The organism is Vreelandella sp. 2A-K22 (assembly GCF_054065485.1).
The window spans coordinates 33,259-54,140 of record NZ_JBSUGC010000009.1 but is presented as its reverse complement, the minus strand read 5'-3'; the positions used below and the strand labels follow the sequence as shown (position 1 = coordinate 54,140).

Below are 20,882 nucleotides of genomic sequence, written 5' to 3'. Positions count from 1 at the left end.
AGAAGCGCTCAGCAACTGCTGGCTTTTTCCTGAACACGATCCAGCATTTCCGTGCCGTACTCAGAGGTAAATATCTCATAGGCGGGCTGTACCGCTTCCTGGAAAGGAGCAACATCGATATCGGTTTTTACCGTCATACCGTTCTCTTCCAGCAGCGCCACACCTTCACGCTCTAGCCGCGAGACCTCTTCACGGGTCGCTTCAGCAGATGCGACAGCAGCTTCCCTAAACCAACCACGCTCTTCATCGCTTAAACCATCCATCAGAATTGGCGACCCCAGTACGATGGCCGGCGAATAGACGTGTCCGGTTAGCGAGAGGTAATCCTGCACTTCCCAGAAGTTGGTCGCCACGATGACGGTAATAGGGTTCTCCTGGCCATCGACGGTGCCCTGCTGGAGCGCGGTAAACAGCTCCGGGAAGGCCATCGGCGTTGGCCGAGCGCCCATTTGGCGGAATGCTTCCTGATGCACTGCGTTCTCCATGGTGCGCACGCGCAGGCCCTCGGCATCTGCGGGTGTGGCGATTTCTCGCTGGCTATTGGTCAGATGGCGGAAGCCATTCTCTGTCCAAGCCAGGCCGATCAAATCGTGATCAGCCATTTTTTCCAGTAGTTCGTCGCCAAGCTCACTATCCAGCACGCAGCGCGCCTGGTCGTAGTTTTCGAACAGGAACGGCAGGTCGAGCACATAGGTTTCGGGAACGAAGTTACCTAGTGGACCAGTGGAGGTAATCACCACATCGACGGTGCCGATTTGCAACCCTTCGATCATCTCCCGCTCGCCGCCCAGCGACCCCGAAGTGTGCTCGGTCACCGTAAACTCGCCATCAGACAAACGCTCCAGCGCCTCTTTAAAGGCATCTGCACCCACTGAGTAGTGGGAGCTATCAGAAAGGGTGTGCCCCAGGTTCACTTCCGTCGCCGCATGGGCTTGTAGTGCAATGCCAACGGTAGCAATACCGCTAATCGCCGCCACCAGGGCATGGCGTGTAATTGTGGGTGTCTTTGTAGAGTGTTGCTTAGTCATTGAAGTGCCCTCTTTATGTTGTTGTGAGGGTGGAGTGTGGAGCGACACACGCTATTGGTAGCGTCGCCCCAGGCTTTTGCCTACCTCGGGTGGCAGGCCGGAACTCACGACGGTTCAGTAACGAACGCATCAATAATCTGTTTAAAGTTGTCGTCGCCCACAAAACCAAGCTGCTTGGCTTTCGCGGTTTCAAAACGCGCAGGCCAGCTCGCCACAATGGCTTCAATGCGCGGGTCAGGCTCATGGCGTACCAGCGAAAGCGCTTTCTCGCCGGCCACATCGCGCAGTGCTGCCAGCATATCGGCTACCGTGACGGTAATGCCGGGTAGCATAAAGGCGCGAAAAGAGGCCAGGGCTTCGCTCGGCACTTCCGCACCATGAATCAGCGCCGCCACCACTTTGCCCGGTGACATCACAAACATCGGCAGCTCGGTAGGCACCGGGCAAACCGCCTCTTCGCCCTTGAGCGACTCACGTAGGATGCTGGAAGCAAAGCTGGAGGCCGCAGCATTAGGGCGGCCGGGTCGAATCACAATCGTCGGTAGGCGCAGCACTAAACCATCAATGAGCCCTCGGCGGCTGTAATCGTTGATGAGCAGCTCGCACATGGCTTTTTGTGCACCGTAGGAGTTTTGCGGATGGAGTGCCGTCATATCATCCAGTACCTCCGGCAACTCACCGCCGTAGGCCGCCACGGAGCTGGCCATAATCAAGCGAGTATCGGATAGCTCCTGCTCCCGGCAACCTTCCAGCAGCGCCCGTGTGGCATCGAAGTTAACCCGCATACCGAGTTCCAAATCGGCTTCTGCGGCGGAGCTTACGACCGCCGCCAGGTGGTAGATCACATCAGGTCGCTGCTCTAACACGCTATCCAGTGCGTCGGGTTGGGTAATATCCAGCGCCACTGATGTCACAGCAACACTTCCCGCTGCAGGCTGCGGCGCTTCGATCTGGTCAATCAGTGTCAAGCGCGTAATAGGCTGCTGGCGAAGCTCACCACGTTCAAGCAATTGCTTGACTAAACGCTGGCCGAGAAACCCAGCAGCACCGGTAATGGCAATATGCATCGTGAGGATCCTGTTGTAGTGTTATTATTGTTCATTCAGTTGGGGCCGATCAGTGGGAGTCGAGCAGATAGTGCCGATCAGTGTGTGGTTAGGCCCCACACCTCGCCCCACCCCAGCCCCGCGCGAGTGTCGGCCTGGGGGCGATACTCGCAGCCGATCCAGCCGCTATAGCCCAGCGCGTTTAAGCGCTCGAAGATGGCCGGGTAATGCACCTCCCCCACATCCGGTTCGTGGCGCCCGGGTACGCCTGCGGCTTGAATATGCCCTATGGCGCTGAACTGGCGCTCAAGGTGGCGAATCAAGTTGCCGTCCATAATTTGGCAGTGGTAGAGATCAAACTGTAGCTTTAGATTTTCTGCCCCAACCTCTTCCAATACCGCCATGGCCTGGGCCTGGCGAGAGAGAAAAAAGCCGGGCATATCGCGCGTATTAATCGGCTCAATCAGTATGTCCCGACCAACCTTGGCCGCTTCACTCGCAGCAAAGCGTAGATTGCGGATATAGGTAGCGTGGTGTTCAGCCTGGGTCGCGGCATCGGCATCTTCCGGTAGCAGGCCCGCCATTGCATGCACCCGAGGACAGTTGAGCGCTTCAGCGTAACGTAGCCCTTCAATCACCGAGTCACGAAACTCTCCTTCTCGACCCGGCAAGCTCGCCAAGCCTCGTTCACCTGCATCCCAATCGCCTGGCGGCAGATTAAACAGCACTTGCTCCAGTTGGTGCTTGTTCAGCGCATCTCTTAACTCATCGGCGGCATAGGCGTACGGGAACAGGTACTCAACGCCTTTAAAGCCCGCCTTCGCAGCAGCGGCAAAGCGATCCATAAAGGCGTGCTCGTTAAACAGCATGCTGAGGTTGGCGGCTAATCGAATCATCGTGGTGCTCTTGTTGTTCAGTACGTCATTGTTAAGTACGTCGTTAATCCCGTGGAAAGCGCGCTTCCAGCTCCGCCACCTGTTCCGGCGTTAGCCCTCGCGGGTTTTCACCCCGTAGCAGCAGGTAGAGCTTGGCGGTTTCTTCCAATTCTTCGGTGGCGTAGATCGCTGCCTCGAGGTTTTTACCCGCCACCACCGGGCCGTGGTTAGCCAGCAATACCGCGCTGTGTTTGCCCGCTAACCCCCGCACTGCATCGCCCAGTTTGGGGTCGCCAGGAATGTGATACGGCACCAGCGGCAGTTTCCCCACCCGCATCACGTAGTAGGCAGTGAGTGGTGGTATGCAGTCGCAGGGATCTACGCCCGGCAGGCAAGAGACCGCCACCGAGTGAGTGGAGTGCAGGTGCACAATCGCGCCGGACTGCGGGCGCTCCTCGTACATCGCCATATGCAAAAACTGCTCCTTGGTAGGCTTATCGCCACTCAGCAGTTGGCCGCTGTTATCCAGATGGGAGATCCGCGCAGGATCCAGCCGCCCCAAGCATGCGTTTGTGGGTGTCATCAGCCAGCCGCCATCGTCCAGGCGCACGCTGATATTACCGCTAGAGCCCATGGTCAGGCCGCGGTCAAACAGCGATTTCCCCAGAGTGCTGATCTGCTCACGTAAACTGTTCTGGGGATGGCGATGCAAGTGGATGCTCATACCAGCACCTCAAACGCCCGAGTAAAAAAGTCGACGCCACCAAAGTTGCCAGATTTCAGCGCCAGCGACAGCGGCGCATTGCGACCGGCTAGAGGGGCTTGGGTCCAGGGTACGCCGGGGTCGATCTGCTCGCCGATGCGCAGGGTGGTAATACCCAGCGCCGAGACCACCGCGCCGGAGGTTTCGCCCCCGGCGACCAGCAACCGGCCCACGCCTTCGTTAACCAGCGTCACTGCCAGTTGGCTCAATGCTTTTTCCACCAGCGCACCCGCATGCGCAACGCCAAGAGCTTGCTGGGCGGCGTTAACCTTTTCAATATCAGCCGAGGCATAGAGCAGTACCGGCGCCTCTTGAGATAAGCGCTTGCGGGCAAAGGCCAGCGCCTCTTCCTGCTGTTGTCCTCCTTCAGCCAACGCCAAGGGATCAAGGGCGAAGCCGCCATCAGGGTGCTTGGCCAGAAAATCCGCTACTTGTGCCAGCGTGGCACGGGAACAGCTGCCGGAGAGCACCAGTGCACCGCCCGAGGCAGGCGATAAACGCCCCGGCTCATTGATCGTGCCCAGCCAGCCCTGTGCGCGGTACTGAGCAGGCAGTGCCTGCCCCAGACCAGAACCGCCGGTAACTAAGGGCATCGCAACGGTAACTTCAGCCAGAATATCCAGATCCTGTTCGTCCAAGGAATCACAGATCACGTGGCGAACCCCCTGACCTGCCAGCATCGTTAAGTGAGTGCGGGTCGCCTCTACGCCTTGAACCAGCACCGTGCGGTTGGCTAAGCCCACCGGGTGCGGCGTTTGGCGAGCGAGTACTCGCACGAGATCCGCGTCCTGCATGGGGTTCAGTGGGTGGTGCTGCATACCGCTGTCGTTGAGCAAGCGGTCGCCTACGAACAGATGGCCCTGGTAGACCGTACGGCCGTTAATCGGGAAGGCGGGAACCATCACCGTTTGGTGCGCCCGCAGAGCATCCAGCAGCGCATCTGCCACTGGGCCGATATTGCCCTGGTCGGTGGAATCAAAGGTGGAGCAGTACTTGAAGAACAGCTGCCGGGCGCCCTGCTGGCGAAGCCACTCAAGGGCAGCCATTGAGTCCGCCACGGCTTCGTCTACCGGGCAGGAACGCGATTTCAGCGCCACGACTACCGCATCGATATCAGTGAGGTCGACCTCTTGCTGAGGCACGCCAATCACCTGCAGGCAGCGCATACCGCCGCGCACCAGGTTATTGGCAAGGTCGGTCGCTCCAGTGAAGTCATCGGCAATGGCGCCCAGTACGATGTTCGCTCCCATTCCCATTTTATTAGGCTCCCTGGGCGTCGTTGGCAGCTTCTGGCAACGCGATGCCCGATAATCGCTGGTAGACTTTAATCACTGCCGAGTCATCTTCGCGACCAAAACCTGCACCGCTGGCAGCGGTAAACTGCTGCAGAGCGCTGGACGCTACCGGTGTTGCCAATGCCAGCTCGCGGCCGGTTTGATGCACAATGTTGAGATCTTTGACGAAGATATCCACCGCCGAAAGCGGCGTGTAGTCACCACTCAGGATATGCGGCACGCGGTTTTCGAACATCCAGGAGTTGCCCGCCGAGTGGGTAATGACGTCATATATCACCTCTGGGTCGAGCCCCATGCGAATGCCCAGCGCCATGGCCTCAGCAGCGGTGGCGATATGCACACCTGCCAGCAGTTGATTGACCAGTTTCATACTTGAGCCAACGCCAGGCGCATCGCCAAGGCGATAAACCTTGGCAGCCATGGCGTTTAGCACCGCTTCGGCGTAGGTAAATGCCTCCGTTGCCCCGGATGCCATTACCGATAGTTCACCACTTTTGGCTTTAGCAGCACCGCCGCTAATCGGCGCATCCAGCAGCAGCAAGCCCTCTGCCGCCACACGCTCACCAAGCTGTTTGGCCTGACTGGGCGCCACCGTGGCGCACTGTATGATCAGACTGTCTCGAGCCAAGTGGCTTACCACACCCTGCTCACCGAACAGCACTTGCTCAACCTGCGCCCCGTTAACGACAACCACCAACACGATATGGCAGTGAGCAAGCTCGGCAGGAGTGGCTACGCTTTGCCCCCCTGCTGCCACGAAGGCATCGCGTGCCCCAGCGGAAATATCACACCCGGTCACATTAAAGCCCTGCTTGAGCATAGCGGTGGCCGTACCCATGCCCATGGCGCCCAGGCCAATAAGACCTACTTGAAGTGATTGCTTATAGTGTTGGCTCACCTAACGGCACCTCTTTGTTGTTGAGACGGCTGTTGAGACTGTTGCTGAGATCGTTGTTGTGTTTGTTGCTCTCGTCGCAGTGCAATTAGAAGCTAAATGGTAGCGCTGTCATGATAGCGCTACCATTCGTTTTAGATTATTGTTGGCGTTACGACAAGCTGAAAATCAGGGACGTGCGACCAATGTCTAAAGACTCGCCCAACGCTGCCTCTCCCAGCCCTGCCAGGCAGCGCCGAAGCTCCGACCAAGTCACGCTCAGCCAAGTGGCGCAAGCGGCAGGGGTATCACCGATTACCGCATCTCGAGCACTGAACAACCCTGATAAGGTCAGCGATAGTGCACGCCTGAGTGTTCTACAAGCCGTAGAGAAACTGGGCTACGTACCCAACTTGGTAGCCGGTAGTCTGGCCTCATCCCGATCACGGCTGATTGCCGTGATCGTGCCGTCACTGATCAATAGCGTGTTTGTGGAAGTCATCAAGGGGCTGCAGGAGACGCTGGAAGCCGAGGGCTACCAGATACTGCTAGGTAACACCGACTACGATCTAGACCGCGAGTATCAGTTGGTACGTACTTTTCTGGGCTGGTCATGCTCTGCACTGGTCACCGCTGGGCTGCGCCATAACAAGGCGTGCCATACGCTGCTGGCGAACTGGGATCACCCCATTATGGAGGTGATGGAGCTGGGCAAAGGCATGGATCTTAACGTTGGCCTGGATCACGTGGCGGCAGGCCGCTGCATGGCCGGCCATCTTATCGAAAAAGGCTACCGCCAGATTGTTTATGTAGGCGCCCGGCTCTCGCAGGATTATCGCGCCAGCATGCGTTACGAAGGCCATAAAGCGGTACTAAAGGAGAAAGGAATCGACGCCCCACTACTGGAACTAGATACCCTGGGCAGCCTACAGGCGGGCGCTGAAGGACTGGCCCAAGTGCTCGCGCAATACCCTCATACCCAAGCCATTCACTTTGCCAACGACGACCTGGCGGCAGGCGCCCTGCTGGCGGCTCAACGTCAAGGGCTAAGCGTGCCAGGGGATATCGCCATTGCCGGGTTTAACGGCCTGCCCCTTGGTCAGCATGTAACTCCTCAGCTCACGACCATTCTTTCACCCAGAGAAGAGATGGGCCGCTTAGCCGCCAAAGAACTCATTCGCCGGCTAAGCGGCAAGAACGTCTACCGCCGCCAGCACGATGTGGGCTTTACGCTCCAAACCGGCGGGAGTACTTAGGCTACCTCAGCGCTCATATCGCTGGCGGTTGACCAAGAATCTCCAAGCCTGATCCCAGCTCGTTTTCAATTGCCTGACCGATTGCCAGCAGGCTGGCGTCTTGCCACGGCCCGGCCAGCACTTGCAGGCCAACGGGCATACCGGCAGCGTCCTTCCCAACCGGCAGCGTTAAGGCACACAGGCCTAGGAAATTAGCGATCACCGTGTTGCGCAGAGCATGCATGTTGGCTTTGGGATAGGCGCCTTCTGGCTCGAGACTTTCGATAGTGGGCGGGGTAATCGCTACCGTGGGAGTAAGGACTGCATCTACATCGGCCATGCGAGCGGCAGCAGAGGCGGCAAGCGAGTCCAGCACCGTGCGACGACGCACATACTCCCAGGCAGGCATGTCATCTGCCGCTTTAACGCGGGCGGCGACGTTAGGATCCAGGGAGTCAATCATCTCGGGTAGCTCGGTGTTTAGAAACGCTGCCAATTCCGGCGCAGCCACACCGCCCAGCTTGAAGAGTTCGTACGCTTCGTCGATGCCGGGCAACTCGAGGGTCACTATTCGCGCCCCGGCGGCTTCCAGCTGCTTAATGGCACCGCGTACGGTTTCCGCGATACCTGGACTGCAGTCGTCCCAGAAAAACGTTTCTGGTACTCCAAAGGTCAACCCGGCAAGCGTCGGTGTTGCTGGCATTCGATCATCCTGACCGCTAAGGCCGCCATCCAACGCATCGAACGCAAAGGCAAGGTCATCGACCCGCAGCGCCAGTAACCCTGGGGTATCCAGCGTGCTTGAAAGCGGTACGATCTGCTCGGTCGACCAGCGCCCGGCGGTGGTTTTCAGGCCGACTACGCCGGTCATTGAGGCGGGAATACGCACTGAACCGGCGGTATCGGTGCCTAATGCCAAACTTGCCGTACCGCCCACCAGTGAAACACCCGCCCCGGAGCTTGAGCCGCCAGGCGTGCGGTGCTGATGTGCATCCCAGGGGTTGCGTGGTGCTCCCCAATGGGCATTGGTACCCAAGCCGCCAAAGGCAAACTCAACGGAGTGGGTTTTACCCATCACAGAAGGCAGCTGTTTCAATAGTGTGCTCACCACCGGGCCGGGGCGCTCCCAGCGCTTCGGCAGGCGTTGGGAAGAGCCCGCATAAGTCGGCAGCCCCGTCACGGCGTAGATATCCTTGATCGATACCGCCATACCCATTAGCGCCCCCGCATCACCACCCTGGGCAAGCACCGCATCGGCAGCTTTTGCCATTGCCAGTGCCTGCTCACCGTTCCAGGTGAGGTAGGCGTGGTCGTGTTTGCCGCGCTGCTGATAAGCAGCGATTGCCGCTTCGGCCAGCGCGGTAGCGGTCAGCGTGCCCGCCCGCAGCCGCTCGCGCTGCTCACGCAACGGTAGAAAAATGGGTGAATCCTGCATGCTTTACGTACCTCTGTGGGTGCTTAACGCACTTCAAAAATCGCTTCGACTTCCACCGCCGCATTGCCGGGTAGTGTCGCTACCCCAATGGCGGTTCTAGCGTGACGCCCTGCATCGCCAAATAGCGCGACAAAAAGCTCGGATGCCCCGTTGATCACCAGTGGCACATCGTGAAAGCCCGGCGCCACATTGACGAACCCATTCATGCGCACGCATCGCACCACGCGGGAAAAATCGCCATCAACGGCATCGCTGAGCGAGGCCAGTAGATTCAAGGCACACGCCTGGGCCGCCAGCTTGCCGGTTTCAAGATCGAACTCAGTCCCTACCTTGCCGGGATAGAGAACATCACCCCCACGCTCACAAATCTGCCCAGCTAAAAACAGCTGGCTACCCAACTGAGACCAGGGCAGAAACATGCCACGCGGCCTTGGAATCGCCGGTAACGTAAGGCCCTGCTCCGCCACCGCTTGTTCAATCGTTTTGCTCATGGTTCGTTGTCCTTATTGTTTAGCTTCATTAAACCAGCTGTTAATAGATTAACGAGGGCAGCCAGGTACTCAGCCACGGTATATAGGTGATGATGATCAGCGCTAACAGCATCAAGCCAATCAGCGGCAAACAGGCCTTGAACACTTCCTGCAGCGACATCTTGGAGATCGACATAGCGACAAACAGGTTCAACCCTACCGGCGGCGTAATCATCCCCACCGAGAAGTTGATCAGCGTGATCACCCCAAAATGCACCGGGTCCACGCCTACCTGGGCCGCAATCGGTTGCAGCAGTGGCGAGAGCACAATGATGGCCGAGGCGCTATCGAGGAAGAAGCCAGCAACGATCATCACGACATTAAACAGCGCCATGACCTGAAACGGATCGTCTGTCCACGACAGCACCTCACCTGCCAGTTGGCTAGGCGTACCGGTAATGGCGAGCAGCCAAGAGAAAGCAGAGGCACCTGCGGTAATCAGCAGCAGCGTCGCGGAAATCAATCCAGAGCTTCTTAGTGTTCCCACCAGTTCCGTTACGTTAATGGTGCGATAAACCGCCATGCCGACAAACAGGCCATATACGCAGGCGACCGCCGCCGATTCGGTCGGGGTAAAGACGCCACTGTAGATGCCCCCCAGCAGAATCACCGGCAGGCCAAGGCCCCAGGCAGCATCTTTAAAGGCTACCAAGATTTGCCTCAGCGAGGGGAAAGGGGCGCGCTCATAGCCTTTGATGCTGCTAAAGACGATGCAGTAGGCGATGAGAATCGAGGCAATCACAATGGCAGGCAGCAGGCCCGCTGCAAACAGCCGCCCCACCGAAGTACCGGTCACTGAGCCGTAGATAATCAGCGCAATACTCGGCGGCACGATCGGCCCCAAGGTACCAGCGGTGGCGATCAAACCAATCGCAAAGCGCTTATCGTAGCCAGCAGCGACAAGTGCCGGGAACATGATCGAACCAATCGCCACCACCGTGGCAGGGCTTGAACCGGAAATGGCCCCGAAGAAGAGACATGACAGCACCGTGGCCGCTGCCAAGCCCCCTGGCACCCACCCTACCAGCGCCTTGGCAAGGTTGATCAACCGGTCGGAAAGCCCGCCAATCCGCATCAGCTCCGCCGCCAGGATAAAGAACGGAATCGCCATCAGCGAGAAGTTATTCATGCCGGTAAACATGCGCATCGGCACGATGACCGGATTGGTAGCGCCAAAGAACTCAATGGCAAGAAACACCGCCAATGCCAAAGAAGCAAAGATGGGCAGCCCAAGCAGTAGAACGGCAAAAAAGATCGGTAATAATGCAGTAATCATGGTCGCCCTCCAGGGTTAAATGAGCTTATCCGACTCAGCCACAAGCTCTTCGGAGAGACTCACCGGAGGCTTTTTCCAGACTTCATTGATGACCCATAGATAACGCAGAATCAGCAGCACACCGGAAACGCCAATCGGCAGATAGAACCATGCCATCGGCAGGCGAAGTGCAGCGGTTAACTGTCCGCGATCCAACGTGCTGAAATAGAGAACAAAGCCGTAATAGGTCATGAAGCCAGCGAACACGATACCGATCAGTGCTGCGATCATGTGCAGCCAGCGGTTCACAGCGGGCGAGGCAATGGCATTCAGCACATCCACCGAAATATGCGTGCCATGGCGCACACCCATACTGGCACCTATAAAACTCATACAGATAATGGAGTAAATAACGACTTCTTCAGCCCAAAATAGCGAACCGCTAAAGCCGTAGCGATACACGACTTGGATGGTGGTGAGGATGGTCGCAATCGACATGAAAACGACCATCGCCACACTTTCCAAGCGATCAAGACATTTGTTGAGCGCTTCGAACATGAGATATCCACACCCTGACAGGGGTAAGAAGAGAGGAGCCAGGTCTTAGCCGACCAGGTGGATCAATACTCGATACCCACAGCGTCATAGACCTTATGCAGCAACTCCGTGGTGACGATATCTTCATACTCTTCGTGCACCGGCATGCTGGCTTCAATAAAGGCGTCACGCTGCTCTGGGGTGAGTTCGTTGATCGCAATTTCGTCTTTGATCTCTTTCATGATGGTCTCTTCGTCCTGCAGCGTTAGCGCACGGGACGCGTCTCGGCCGTTATCGAAGGCTTCCAGCATCACCGCCTGCAGATCTTCCGGCAGCGAGTCCCAGGAGTCCTGGTTCATTACCGCCGCATAGGCGTGGTAAGCGTGATTGGTCAGCGAGAGATAATCCTGCACCTCATGGAAACGCATGGTATAGATGTTGGCCAGTGGGTTTTCCTGCCCCGACACCACGCCTTGCTGCAGGCCGTTGTAAACCTCGGTGAAGGCCATTGCGGTGGCATTAGCGCCCAGGTTTTCATAGGTGGAGATGATGATCGGCGCCTGCATGGTGCGCATGCGGATACTGTCCATATCCTCGGGGGTTTCGATCGGGCGATCATTGTTGGTGATATGGCGGAAGCCCGCTCCCCAGAAGTTGACGCCGTACATGTTATGACCATTCAGGGTATCGAGGATTTCGCGACCCACTTCACCATCCAGGGTTTCCACCATGGTGTCGTAATCGGCAATCAAGAACGGCAGATCCAAAATCTGCATGCGCGGTTCAAAGTTACCCAGGGTGGCCGTTGGCGGGATACCGATATCGACCAGGCCCATCTGAATCTGCTCAATGATTTCAACGTCGCCACCCACCTGAGCGGCCGGCAGTACGTTAATCTCGATACGACCATCGGACTTCTCCTCTACCTCCTCTTTAAAGCGCAGCGCCGCCTGGCCGTTCGGTGTCTCTTCAATCAACACGTGGGCGAAGCTGAAGGTATAGTCGGCCGCATGGAGTTGAGCCGCACTTAGAGAAGCGACGGCAATAGCCGCAGAAAGGGTGGCTTTTGTCAGCGTTAGTTTCATGTCCAGCACCTTATTTAGTTATGGTGAATTGCTTTTTAGTTTCCTGTTACTGCAGTTGAGCAAGGTTAAAAGGCCGCTCACGCCATTAAGCGTTCCATCGCATCCCCCAGCGCTTCGCGCGGGGTACTACTCAGCAGCAAGGCAAGTGCAAGCCTTGCCTTGCGTGCACTGATATCGTTGAGCGCGATCACCCCAGCCGAGACCAAATCAGCCAGGCTGCCGCTAAACTCATAACTGGTGTTCACCGGCCCTTGAGCGCAACTACTCACGACCGCTACAGGGACACCTGTGCTAACCAATGCTCGTATTTCGTTCATCCAGCCAGGTGGCACGTGGCCCCGGCCTAAGCCATCGATCACCACCCCCTTCGCGCCACTCTCTACGCAGGCTTTCAACAGCGTGGGCGAAGCATCCAGATAGGCGGGCAGCAGGTCGACACGCGGCAGCGGGGTATCCCACCCTTCAATGGGGGGTGCTATCGCCGTTCCCGTGTGATAAAGCTTGAGCCTTTGCCCGTCGATATACCCCAGAGAACCAGCGCCGGGGGCGTCAAATCCATGCAACTGGAAACTGCTCACCTTGCGGGCATAGCGCGCAGCAAACAGCGACTCGTTGAACACCACGACACAGCCAAGCTGACCCAGTTGGGGGCTAACCGCCGCCACGATGGCATCGCAGATATTTTTAAAGGCGTCGGTACCTAACTGGTGAGGCGCCCGCTGGGAACCGGTGATGACACAAGGTTTATCCGCTGGCAGCGTGAGCGATAAAAAGTAAGCGGTCTCTTCCAAGGTATCGGTACCGTGGGTAATCACCAGACCGTCCACATCGGCTCGCGACAATGCTCTCCGCCCCTGGCAATGGAGTTCAGCAAGATCGGCGAGAGTGACGGCATTACTGGGTTTCTGCAGGATCGACATCACCTCTAACGTGACGTCGACACCCTGCGGCAGCGCTACCTGATCCAGCAGCTGCTCGCCGCTTAGCTCCCCTGACTGGCTTCGGCCTGAATCACTGGGCTTGCTGGCAATAGTGCCGCCCGTGGTCAATACCACGATGTGCTTTTTGGTCATTCAGGTTCTCATCTTTTATGCTTTGCGTCACAAACAACAGACATCAGATGTCTGATTTCAGACTAGACTAAAGAACAAACCATTAGCAAGGCAGTCACATAAAACAATGGAAGATAAGAATATGTCTTTTAAATATATGCAATCAGCTGTCTTAAGCCGCTAGGCTTAGGGCATTGATAAAATGCAGGAAACACCGATGAGCCACGCGAGGCCCTCATGAGTTTTAAACGCCAGCCCGAGATTAGCTCGACCCGTACAACCTCTTTTGGAGATTCAATGGATCGCAGTTCAGTTGCGCTGCAACTGCTAGAGCGTATTAAAACCGCTCTTATACGAGGCGACCTCAAGCCAGGGGATTACCTGCCCTCGGAAACGGAGCTCACTCACACCCTGGGCATTGGTAAATCCAGCGTGCGTGAAGCCATCAAGATGCTGCAAGCGATAGGGATCGTTGAGGTCAAACGGGGTCAAGGCACCATGATTCGCCGCGAGCCAGGCACGCCGCTCGTCGACCCGATGGCGTTCGGGATGATCCTGGCGCGAGGCATGACGCGGGATGTACTGGAGTTTCGCCGTATGTTCGAACCGGCTTACACGCTTCAAGCAATGAGCGGGGCAACGGCAGAGGATCATCAACGTATTCAGCAGAGTATCGACGCCATGGAAGAAGCCATCCGCGCGGGTGCTCAAACCTCCAAGCACGATATTGCCTTCCATCGCGCCATTCTGCACAGCACTCATAACCCCATGACCATCCGCGTCGGCGAAACCTTGCTGCAACTGATCGAAGCCGCACTGGAAACCTCTATGCGCTCACTACCGGAAACCGCCTTGAAGGACCATAAAGCTATCTATGCGGCCTTCAAAGCAGGCGATACCGCCGGTATTCATGCAGCGATAGCCGTTAGCAGCGAAAGCTGGGAAACCAACCTAACTTATGACAGTGACAGCGAATTAAATGCAGCACCCCGTTAAGGCTCTTCTTGTAACCAGGCGTCAAAAAAGGTCATAAATGCGCGCGCTTTGGCGGTTATGTGCCGCCCCGGCGGATAGACTGCATAGGCGCCGCCTTCCGGCAGTGTCCACTCTTCAAGTACTCGCACTAAACGCCCAGCCGCGATCTCTGGCGCCGCGGTCATATCCGGCAATACGGAGAGACCGCCGCCAGCGACCATCAGTGCGACTAAGCTCACCGTTGAGTTGGCTGCCAACCCTGCGCTCATTTGCACCTCATACCGCTCATCGCGTCGCTGGAAAGTCCAGGTTAACGGCGCTTTTAACGGCGTAAAAGCGATCCATGCATGGTCTTCCAGCGCCTTGGGGTGTGAAGGCGTGCCGTAGCGTTTCAGATAATCAGGAGCAGCCACCACATGCTGTTGAAAAGTGCCTATTCGACGGGCGCGTAGCGTGGAGTCTTTTAGCCAGCCTAGACGAAACGCTAAATCGATGCCGTCCTGCACCATATCGCTTACTTGGTCGCCGCTACGTAGTTCTATATGCAGCGCAGGGTGCAAGCGGCTAAACGCCACCACTGCGTCGCTCAACACCCCGGCGGCGTAATCTTCGGGAGCCGTGATACGCAACTCGCCGTGCAGCTGTTGGGTGTCGCTCACGGTACTGGCAAGCGCCCCCTGCAGATCTATTAACAGCGGGTGGCACTGATGGTAGAGCGCCTCTCCGGCCTGAGTGAGCTGAACCCGCCGCGTGGTGCGGAGGAACAGCGTTACACCCAGGCGCGTTTCCAACTGCCGAATTTGCAGGCTGACACGGGTTTTCGTGCAGCCTAGCCGCTCCGCTGCCTTGGTAAAGCTGCCGGCTTCCACCAGAGCGACAAAGATCGGCAAACCGTTTAAATCGAACTCGTTGGCGGTGGTCATTTATCGCCCTACTGTTATGAAATCGATAACAGTAAATTACGTTAATCGCTATTTTTCAAATCAATAAAGCGTCCGACAATGCAGCGACAACCTACTTAAGGAGAACTGTTATGAAGATTGCACTGATTGGCGCTAGCGGATTCATTGGATCCGCCCTATTAACCGAAGCGCTCTCCCGCGGCCATCACGTGACGGCGTTAGTGACTCGGCCTGAACGGGTAGCGCCACAGGAGAATCTCACTACCGTTAAAAGTGATGTGTTAAATACCGATGCACTTGCAGAGCAGCTACGCGGTGCCAAGGCCGTTATCAGCGCCTTTAGTGGCCATGCTCAAGAGGATGTTTACGGCTATTACCTCAAAGGCTTTCACTCGATTTTGTCAGCCACTCAACAAGCTTCCGTACCCAGGCTACTGATAGTGGGTGGCGCGGCGACGCTCGAGGTAGCGCCGGGTAAGCTTTTGTTAGATGCACCGGGTTTTCCAGCAGAGTACCGGGCCACGGCGGAAGGGGCGCAAACAGCCCTTGAAACGCTGCGCGGGCAAACGGCGCAAGCGTGGACGTTTCTCTCTCCCGCCGCCGAGATTTTCCCCGGCGAGCGCACGGGTAGTTTCCGGCTTGGCGGCGATACGCTACTCACCGATAGCGAAGGCAACAGCCGTATTTCCGTGCAGGATTACGCCATCGCCATGATTGATGAGCTGGAAAACCCACATAACACCAACCAACGTTTCTGCGTCGCGTACTGATCAAGTCGCTATTTAAGTCGTTATGCCCCTCACTGGAGATAGGTGAGGGGTTGCCTCTTTCTTCTATTCCCCCCCCCTTTTCCCGTTACCCTCATCTATTTACTCTTTCACCTTTTTGCTGAACTTATCGTTCATCGCCGTAAAACCATCAGTCATATTTAACAATGTTAATTAATCCAATCTCACTTGACCACACATTACTTAACAACTGTGTATTAAAAAATTACTTATAAGACATTTCTTACATAAATATAGCGAATCTCTTACAAATGCTGTCAGCAATATCCTACATACGCAGTCGCCTATACCTTCAACAATCAGGTAAACACAAATAAAGAAATACTAAAAAACTTGCACACTTGTGACAGCTAATGAACTTATTAGGTTCAGAACCCATTACGCAGACATGCACGCACTAGACTCGCATTAACTGACCCAATTACTGCAAGGAAAACATCATGAAAGCCAACACCGAGCTCGTTAAGATAGGCAATCATTGCGTGCATGTAGAAATCTATCAACAGCCACAAAATACTGAAAGTATTATTATGGTCAACGGCGCGCTAGCTACTACCGCCTCTTTTACCAACTGTGTTAAATATTTGAGTGACGGGTTAAACGTTATCCTGTTTGACTTGCCTTTTGCTGGCCAGTCAAAACCACATAACCCTGTGGGTGGCATCATTACCAAGGAGGATGAAGTCAATATCCTCCTAGCTCTGATTGAACGTTACCAACCAACGTCGTTACTTTCCGTTTCTTGGGGAGGCTATGCCGCCATGATGGCATTGGCGCAATCCCCCTCATCGATTAAAAGAGCAGTGCTAGCCTCATTTTCAACTCAGCTTAACGACGGCATGCTGCGCTATATCAATGGTGCTCGCCATTATATTCAAATTGGCGATGTTAAAACCGCGGCTAACCTGCTTAATGAAGAAGTGGGCAAATACTTACCCCGCTTACTAAAATATATTAATTACCGGCATCTCTCACGGTTAGATGATCAAGAGCTTCAACAGGTCTGCTTTCATATTGAACAAATACTCTCCATGAACGACACCGACTACGAGCAGCTACTGGGTAATATTGAGATACCGACGCTGTTCGTGAATGGCAAACTGGATGAGTACACAACACCAGAAGACATCCTGACCGTCGACGACTATATGCCGAAATGCGAGTTCGAAGTCGTGCCCAATGCAGGGCACTTTCTTGACCTTGAGCATGCTGACGCACGGCAGCGAATGGAAAAAATCCTGCGCGGCTTCTTGATTCCTAGCGAGTTTGAAAGTCAGGTTGCCTAACCACTTTCGTTACCCCATTACATGGCCTCACTAAGCAAGAGTGTGGTCATGTAATCTTTAGCACCATCACGCTAAAAAATCATTACCGCTCAAAAGCTAATGATAATTCATTACCACTCACCCCTCACGAAACGCCTCCACCACCCGCTCAGCCAATACCTCGCTGGCATCACCACTGCCTGCACGCTTCACCAGCGCTACTTGATAATCCCCTAGCGGTGGCAGTGACTCGTTGTGGAGACGCTTGAGCGGTGGTCGAATCAAGCTTTTTGGAAAAGCCGTCACGGCCAGATCGGCCAGCATGGCCGCTTCCTGCCCGGCACAGTGGTCGCAGGAGTAAGCGATTCGGTAAGCAATCCCCGCTTGATCAAGGGCATTAAGGGTAATTCTGCGCCACGCACACCCCTGCTGGGCCAGGGTCACAGGCAGTGGCGTTCGCTGCACGGCAACGCCATCCTCACGGCCCGCCCACACTAGCGGTTCGCTGTGGACGATCTCTCCCCGCGTCGCCTGACCAGGCCCTCCAGCCATCACCAAGGCAAGATCAAGCTCGCCCTCGTCCAACCTGGCGAGCAGGTCTTTGCTGCGTCCCACCTCGACATCAACCTGCACCGCCGGGTGCGAGCGAGCAAACTGGGCGAGTACCGTGGGTAAAATACGCCCTACCACGTCATCCGTTATCCCCAGCCCTACACGCCCCTCTATGGTAGGGGCTAAAAACTGGGTCACGGCTTCTGCATTGAGTTTCAGTAGCCGCCGCCCATAACCCAGCAGCACTTCCCCCTCAGCAGTCAGGCGTACGTGCCGCGCCTCGCGGACAAACAGCGTCTGGCCGAGGATCTCTTCCAGGCGTTTGATCTGCATACTCAGCGCGGAAGGGGTGCGAAATAGCTGCTGGGCGGCGCGGGTGAAGCTGCCGCTTTCGGCAATGGTCACAAAGGTGCGCAGCACCTCGCTATCCAGTAGCGGCAAGACGGCCCGGCTGGGAGCTATGCTAGAGAGTTGATTCATTACACCCACCTTTCAGAAAAACTTAACTCACAGTGTAGTTCTTTTCGTTTGATTGATCCAAGGTAAAGCGCCAAGCTGATAACCAGAGGTCGCGACCCTCCACTTATTAATCACAGGTCACATCGGTTCAGTCGGTGCCCAGGCGCCGCTTACTGTACAGCTGTTGTGAATAAAAGGAGGTGCGCGATGAAGTGTGAATGCCCAGCCCAACATGCCCATAACGCCTGGGAAAAAGCTCGCCAATTGGCGCCGCCGCCCAAGCCACCAGCACTACATTTTTACATGCCTGCCATGCCGCCGATGCGGCTAATTCGTGCGCTCGATATGGCCTGGTGGCGTTACCGGCGGCGTTGGCTTTTCCGCCGCCATATACTGCCGCTACTGGCCCACGACGACCAATTACTGCGGGATATTGGTCATAGCCGCGAAGATATTCTCTGGGCCAACCAGCTCCCATTGAAGGTCGATGCCATTCACGCGTTAGAAACTCGGCAGAAAACGCGTCAGGCTCATCACTAGAATAAAAAAGCTTCGAACCTAAGAGAGGTTCGAAGCTTTAATATAGTGGCGTCTTATCGCGGCAGCGCTTTGCCTCAGCGCGTGATTTTAAACCCCTATCGGCCCGCCATCGCGTTTCTGAATGACAACGGTCGACGCCCGAGGGCGTACTTGGCCGCTGGCTGCAACAGTGGCGTCTTGCACTAGCTCGCTACCATCAGCGGGCCAGTTACCAGGATGCTGGATGTTAATAAACAGCGCTGTTTTATCCGGTGTGGCAAAAATACCCGTCACTTCGCAGCCGTTCGGCCCTACCGCAAAGCGCTTAAGCTGTTGCTGGTTGCTGCTGTTAATCACCGGGCCGGTGCCTTGAATATCGTCGAGCCCGTTAGGTACCACGGCAAGCAGTTGGTCGTTGGTGTACTCGGTTACTCCATCATAACCGTTATCGGTTTGGATCCAGAGGATACCCTGACCGTCCTCTCGCTCGTCGAACCAGAGCCCATCGGGGCTGGCGAACTGATTCATTTCTGTCAGGCCCGAGTGATTATCCGCATCGTCAGCGGCCGCGCCAAACACAAACACCTCCCAAGTAAAGGCATTGGGCAACCGGCTTTCGCGCCAGCGAATAATATGCCCTGCTTCGTTATTGGCGCGAGGGTTGGCGGCATTGGTGGGCGCTAAATCGTAACCAACACCTACTTGTTCCAGATGCTCACCGTCATTAGTGTAAGTTGGGGTTGTCTCTTCAGCGGTACGCTGAGTGTTATTGGTTAGGGTGAGATACACCTCGCCGGAGGCAGGATCGACGGAAGCCCACTCAGGGCGGTCCATTGGCGTGGCACCCAACAAATCCGCTGCATCACAGGTGTTGATGATGATACCTGCCGCATCGTCGTCGGCTAGCCCCAACGCCGCCGCCAGCGTGCGACCATCGCGCGTTTGAGCACTAGGCGTTAGCGGTAGCCACTCACCGCTGCCATCGGCATGGAAACGAGCCACATAGAGGGTGCCGTTATCCAAATATTTGTTGCCAATAGCAAGACGATCGTACTCTTCACCTGGACGGTTGGCATCGGCGGGATCCCAGGCAGCATCAGAAACATATTTATATACGTACTCGTTGCGGGAATCGTGCCCCGAGTAGTAAACCACTGGCTGACCGGCTTCCAGCTTGCCTAACCAACACCCTTCATGGCGGAAACGGCCAAGTGCCGTACGCTTAACCGCCAATGCATCACTATAGGGGTCGACCTCCACCTGGTAGCCGAACGTGCGTGCTTCGTTGCGATAATCATCTTCAGCACGCTCGCCGCGCGGGGTAATGTCGAAGCGAGCAAATTCGTCATTCTGTTCAGAGGCGTCTCCCGCCGAAGTATCCCAACCATAGCGGCTTTTAGCGGTGGGAATACCAATCCGCGCGTCGTCCTGGAAGCGTTCGCCATGATTAACGAACACATTGGGCCAGTTCTCTTCACAGGCAATATAGGTGCCCCAGGGCGTTACCCCGTTACCACAGTTATTGTTGGTACCACGGGTTTGGGTACCCTCAGGCGAAAAGCGCGTTTTGACGTAGTCACTGCCCGCCACTGGCCCGGAAAGTTCCATCACCGTCGCACTGGTGAGGCGACGGTTATAACGCGAACCCGGCACATGCGCCCATTGGCCGCTGGCGTTCTTTTCGACCTCAACAAGGGTGACACCGTGAGCGTTGATCTCAGTGCGCGACTCAGCTGCTGGCCGCTGGCCCTCATCCGCATTAGTGGGGCCTCCTTGCGGCGCCCATAGCGCGGCTTGGTCGATATACTCATTGTTGAGCGCCAGCACAAAACGGCGCGAGGCGTTGTCGGTATCCAGGGCAAAACCGGCCATGCCGTCATGGTGCATGCCCACACTCTCCGCCTGACGCTCAGCGGTCATCGGCTGTTCAGGCTGCCAGGTAACATTTTGGTTCAGCGGAGTGCCCCACGGCACCAAGACTTGGGCCACATAACCTTCCGGCACCACCACGGCATCGGTGCGTGATCCTTGAACCGCCTCAAACGCCAGTGTCAGGGGTGTTTTTTGGCTGCTGCTTGAGGCAAGCGCTTGAGCAGCGCCACCAAAACTAAGCATCGAGGCAGCCGCCATGCTCAAACCACCGCGCATCACATCACGCCGGGATACATGACGCGCCAATACTTCCGCGAAAGGTTGGTTGCCGCTGTGGTTAAACAGGCGATGATCTTCGATCTCTTTACTCATTTTGGTCTCCCCTGATCGTTTGTAGGTCAACGATTGAACGTTAGGAGACACTAAAGAAGCTTAATGACAGCACGATGACGGAGCGCCTGCATTTAGATGAAGAAAGGTCGAATGTTAGGACCTGTTGAGGAATGCCTGCAACTCTGCTAAATTAACGCTAATAGTTAT

General features: G+C 56.1%; 20 protein-coding genes. 5 read left to right on the top strand and 15 right to left on the bottom strand.

Annotation, left to right across the window (positions count from 1 at the left end; all coding sequences use genetic code 11):
- Positions 1 to 8: 8 nt before the first annotated feature.
- The 6 genes from ACW17M_RS13415 to ltnD form a co-directional block, all read right to left on the bottom strand.
- Positions 9 to 1,028: a TRAP transporter substrate-binding protein gene (locus ACW17M_RS13415; RefSeq protein WP_051430582.1), complete on the bottom strand. Its 1,020-nt coding sequence runs from the start codon at positions 1,026 to 1,028 to the stop codon at positions 9 to 11.
- A 104-nt stretch (positions 1,029 to 1,132) separates the two neighbouring features.
- Positions 1,133 to 2,095, bottom strand: coding sequence for a D-erythronate dehydrogenase (denD, locus tag ACW17M_RS13410; protein WP_457547609.1), 963 nt, complete (start codon positions 2,093 to 2,095; stop codon positions 1,133 to 1,135).
- 77 nt (positions 2,096 to 2,172) lie between these two features.
- Positions 2,173 to 2,970, bottom strand: coding sequence for a 2-oxo-tetronate isomerase (otnI, locus tag ACW17M_RS13405; RefSeq protein ID WP_457547608.1), 798 nt, complete (start codon positions 2,968 to 2,970; stop codon positions 2,173 to 2,175).
- Positions 2,971 to 3,013: 43 nt separating this feature from the next.
- Complete coding sequence (gene otnC / locus ACW17M_RS13400) at positions 3,014 to 3,673, bottom strand: 3-oxo-tetronate 4-phosphate decarboxylase (protein ID WP_027957118.1); 660 nt, start codon at positions 3,671 to 3,673, stop codon at positions 3,014 to 3,016.
- On the bottom strand, positions 3,670 to 4,968 hold the full coding sequence (otnK, locus tag ACW17M_RS13395; RefSeq protein ID WP_027957119.1) for a 3-oxo-tetronate kinase: 1,299 nt from the start codon (positions 4,966 to 4,968) through the stop codon (positions 3,670 to 3,672). Before otnK ends, otnC begins: the two co-directional genes overlap by 4 nt.
- Before the next feature lie 4 nt (positions 4,969 to 4,972).
- Entirely contained in the window at positions 4,973 to 5,905 is a 933-nt protein-coding gene (ltnD, locus tag ACW17M_RS13390) for an L-threonate dehydrogenase (protein WP_027957120.1), read from the bottom strand.
- A gap of 182 nt (positions 5,906 to 6,087) precedes the next feature.
- On the opposite strand from ltnD, the gene ACW17M_RS13385 reads away from it, so the two are divergent.
- Entirely contained in the window at positions 6,088 to 7,137 is a 1,050-nt protein-coding gene (locus ACW17M_RS13385) for a LacI family DNA-binding transcriptional regulator (protein WP_027957121.1), read from the top strand.
- A gap of 13 nt (positions 7,138 to 7,150) precedes the next feature.
- On the opposite strand, the gene ACW17M_RS13380 is transcribed toward ACW17M_RS13385, so the two are convergent.
- The 6 genes from ACW17M_RS13380 to ACW17M_RS13355 all read right to left on the bottom strand — a co-directional run bounded on the left by ACW17M_RS13380 (position 7,151) and on the right by ACW17M_RS13355 (position 13,031).
- Positions 7,151 to 8,551 carry an amidase gene (locus ACW17M_RS13380; RefSeq protein ID WP_027957122.1) on the bottom strand — a complete coding sequence of 467 codons (1,401 nt, stop codon included), beginning with the start codon at positions 8,549 to 8,551 and terminating at the stop codon, positions 7,151 to 7,153.
- 23 nt (positions 8,552 to 8,574) lie between these two features.
- Complete coding sequence (locus ACW17M_RS13375) at positions 8,575 to 9,042, bottom strand: RidA family protein (RefSeq protein ID WP_027957123.1); 468 nt, start codon at positions 9,040 to 9,042, stop codon at positions 8,575 to 8,577.
- A gap of 40 nt (positions 9,043 to 9,082) precedes the next feature.
- Positions 9,083 to 10,357: a TRAP transporter large permease gene (locus tag ACW17M_RS13370; RefSeq protein WP_027957124.1), complete on the bottom strand. Its 1,275-nt coding sequence runs from the start codon at positions 10,355 to 10,357 to the stop codon at positions 9,083 to 9,085.
- A gap of 15 nt (positions 10,358 to 10,372) precedes the next feature.
- On the bottom strand, positions 10,373 to 10,894 hold the full coding sequence (locus ACW17M_RS13365; protein ID WP_022521622.1) for a TRAP transporter small permease: 522 nt from the start codon (positions 10,892 to 10,894) through the stop codon (positions 10,373 to 10,375).
- A gap of 62 nt (positions 10,895 to 10,956) precedes the next feature.
- Entirely contained in the window at positions 10,957 to 11,958 is a 1,002-nt protein-coding gene (locus ACW17M_RS13360) for a TRAP transporter substrate-binding protein (protein ID WP_138799256.1), read from the bottom strand.
- Positions 11,959 to 12,035: 77 nt separating this feature from the next.
- Positions 12,036 to 13,031: an asparaginase gene (locus ACW17M_RS13355; RefSeq protein WP_342584062.1), complete on the bottom strand. Its 996-nt coding sequence runs from the start codon at positions 13,029 to 13,031 to the stop codon at positions 12,036 to 12,038.
- A 276-nt stretch (positions 13,032 to 13,307) separates the two neighbouring features.
- On the opposite strand from ACW17M_RS13355, the gene ACW17M_RS13350 reads away from it, so the two are divergent.
- A complete protein-coding gene (locus ACW17M_RS13350) occupies positions 13,308 to 14,006 on the top strand; it encodes a FadR/GntR family transcriptional regulator (RefSeq protein ID WP_249362061.1) in 699 nt (232 codons plus the stop codon).
- Here the strand turns inward: ACW17M_RS13350 and ACW17M_RS13345 are convergent.
- A complete protein-coding gene (locus ACW17M_RS13345) occupies positions 14,003 to 14,908 on the bottom strand; it encodes a LysR family transcriptional regulator (RefSeq protein ID WP_342584061.1) in 906 nt (301 codons plus the stop codon). The two genes, ACW17M_RS13350 and ACW17M_RS13345, sit on opposite strands and share 4 nt — an antisense overlap.
- Positions 14,909 to 15,018: 110 nt before the next feature.
- Between ACW17M_RS13345 and ACW17M_RS13340 the strand changes: the two genes are divergently transcribed.
- Together ACW17M_RS13340 and ACW17M_RS13335 are read left to right on the top strand one after the other, a co-directional pair.
- Positions 15,019 to 15,657: an NAD(P)-dependent oxidoreductase gene (locus tag ACW17M_RS13340; RefSeq protein ID WP_041158746.1), complete on the top strand. Its 639-nt coding sequence runs from the start codon at positions 15,019 to 15,021 to the stop codon at positions 15,655 to 15,657.
- A 458-nt stretch (positions 15,658 to 16,115) separates the two neighbouring features.
- Positions 16,116 to 16,961, top strand: coding sequence for an alpha/beta fold hydrolase (locus ACW17M_RS13335; RefSeq protein ID WP_190374487.1), 846 nt, complete (start codon positions 16,116 to 16,118; stop codon positions 16,959 to 16,961).
- Between the two features lie 117 nt (positions 16,962 to 17,078).
- Here ACW17M_RS13335 and ACW17M_RS13330 read toward each other — a convergent pair whose 3' ends face one another.
- Entirely contained in the window at positions 17,079 to 17,972 is an 894-nt protein-coding gene (locus ACW17M_RS13330) for a LysR substrate-binding domain-containing protein (RefSeq protein WP_027957129.1), read from the bottom strand.
- A gap of 186 nt (positions 17,973 to 18,158) precedes the next feature.
- Here ACW17M_RS13330 and ACW17M_RS13325 point away from each other — a divergent pair, with 186 nt between their 5' ends.
- Positions 18,159 to 18,491, top strand: a complete 333-nt coding sequence (locus ACW17M_RS13325; RefSeq protein WP_233975042.1) for a hypothetical protein — start codon at positions 18,159 to 18,161, stop codon at positions 18,489 to 18,491.
- Between the two features lie 87 nt (positions 18,492 to 18,578).
- Here ACW17M_RS13325 and ACW17M_RS13320 read toward each other — a convergent pair whose 3' ends face one another.
- Complete coding sequence (locus ACW17M_RS13320; protein ID WP_141440564.1) at positions 18,579 to 20,714, bottom strand: PhoX family protein; 2,136 nt, start codon at positions 20,712 to 20,714, stop codon at positions 18,579 to 18,581.
- Between the last annotated feature and the right edge of the window lie 168 nt (positions 20,715 to 20,882).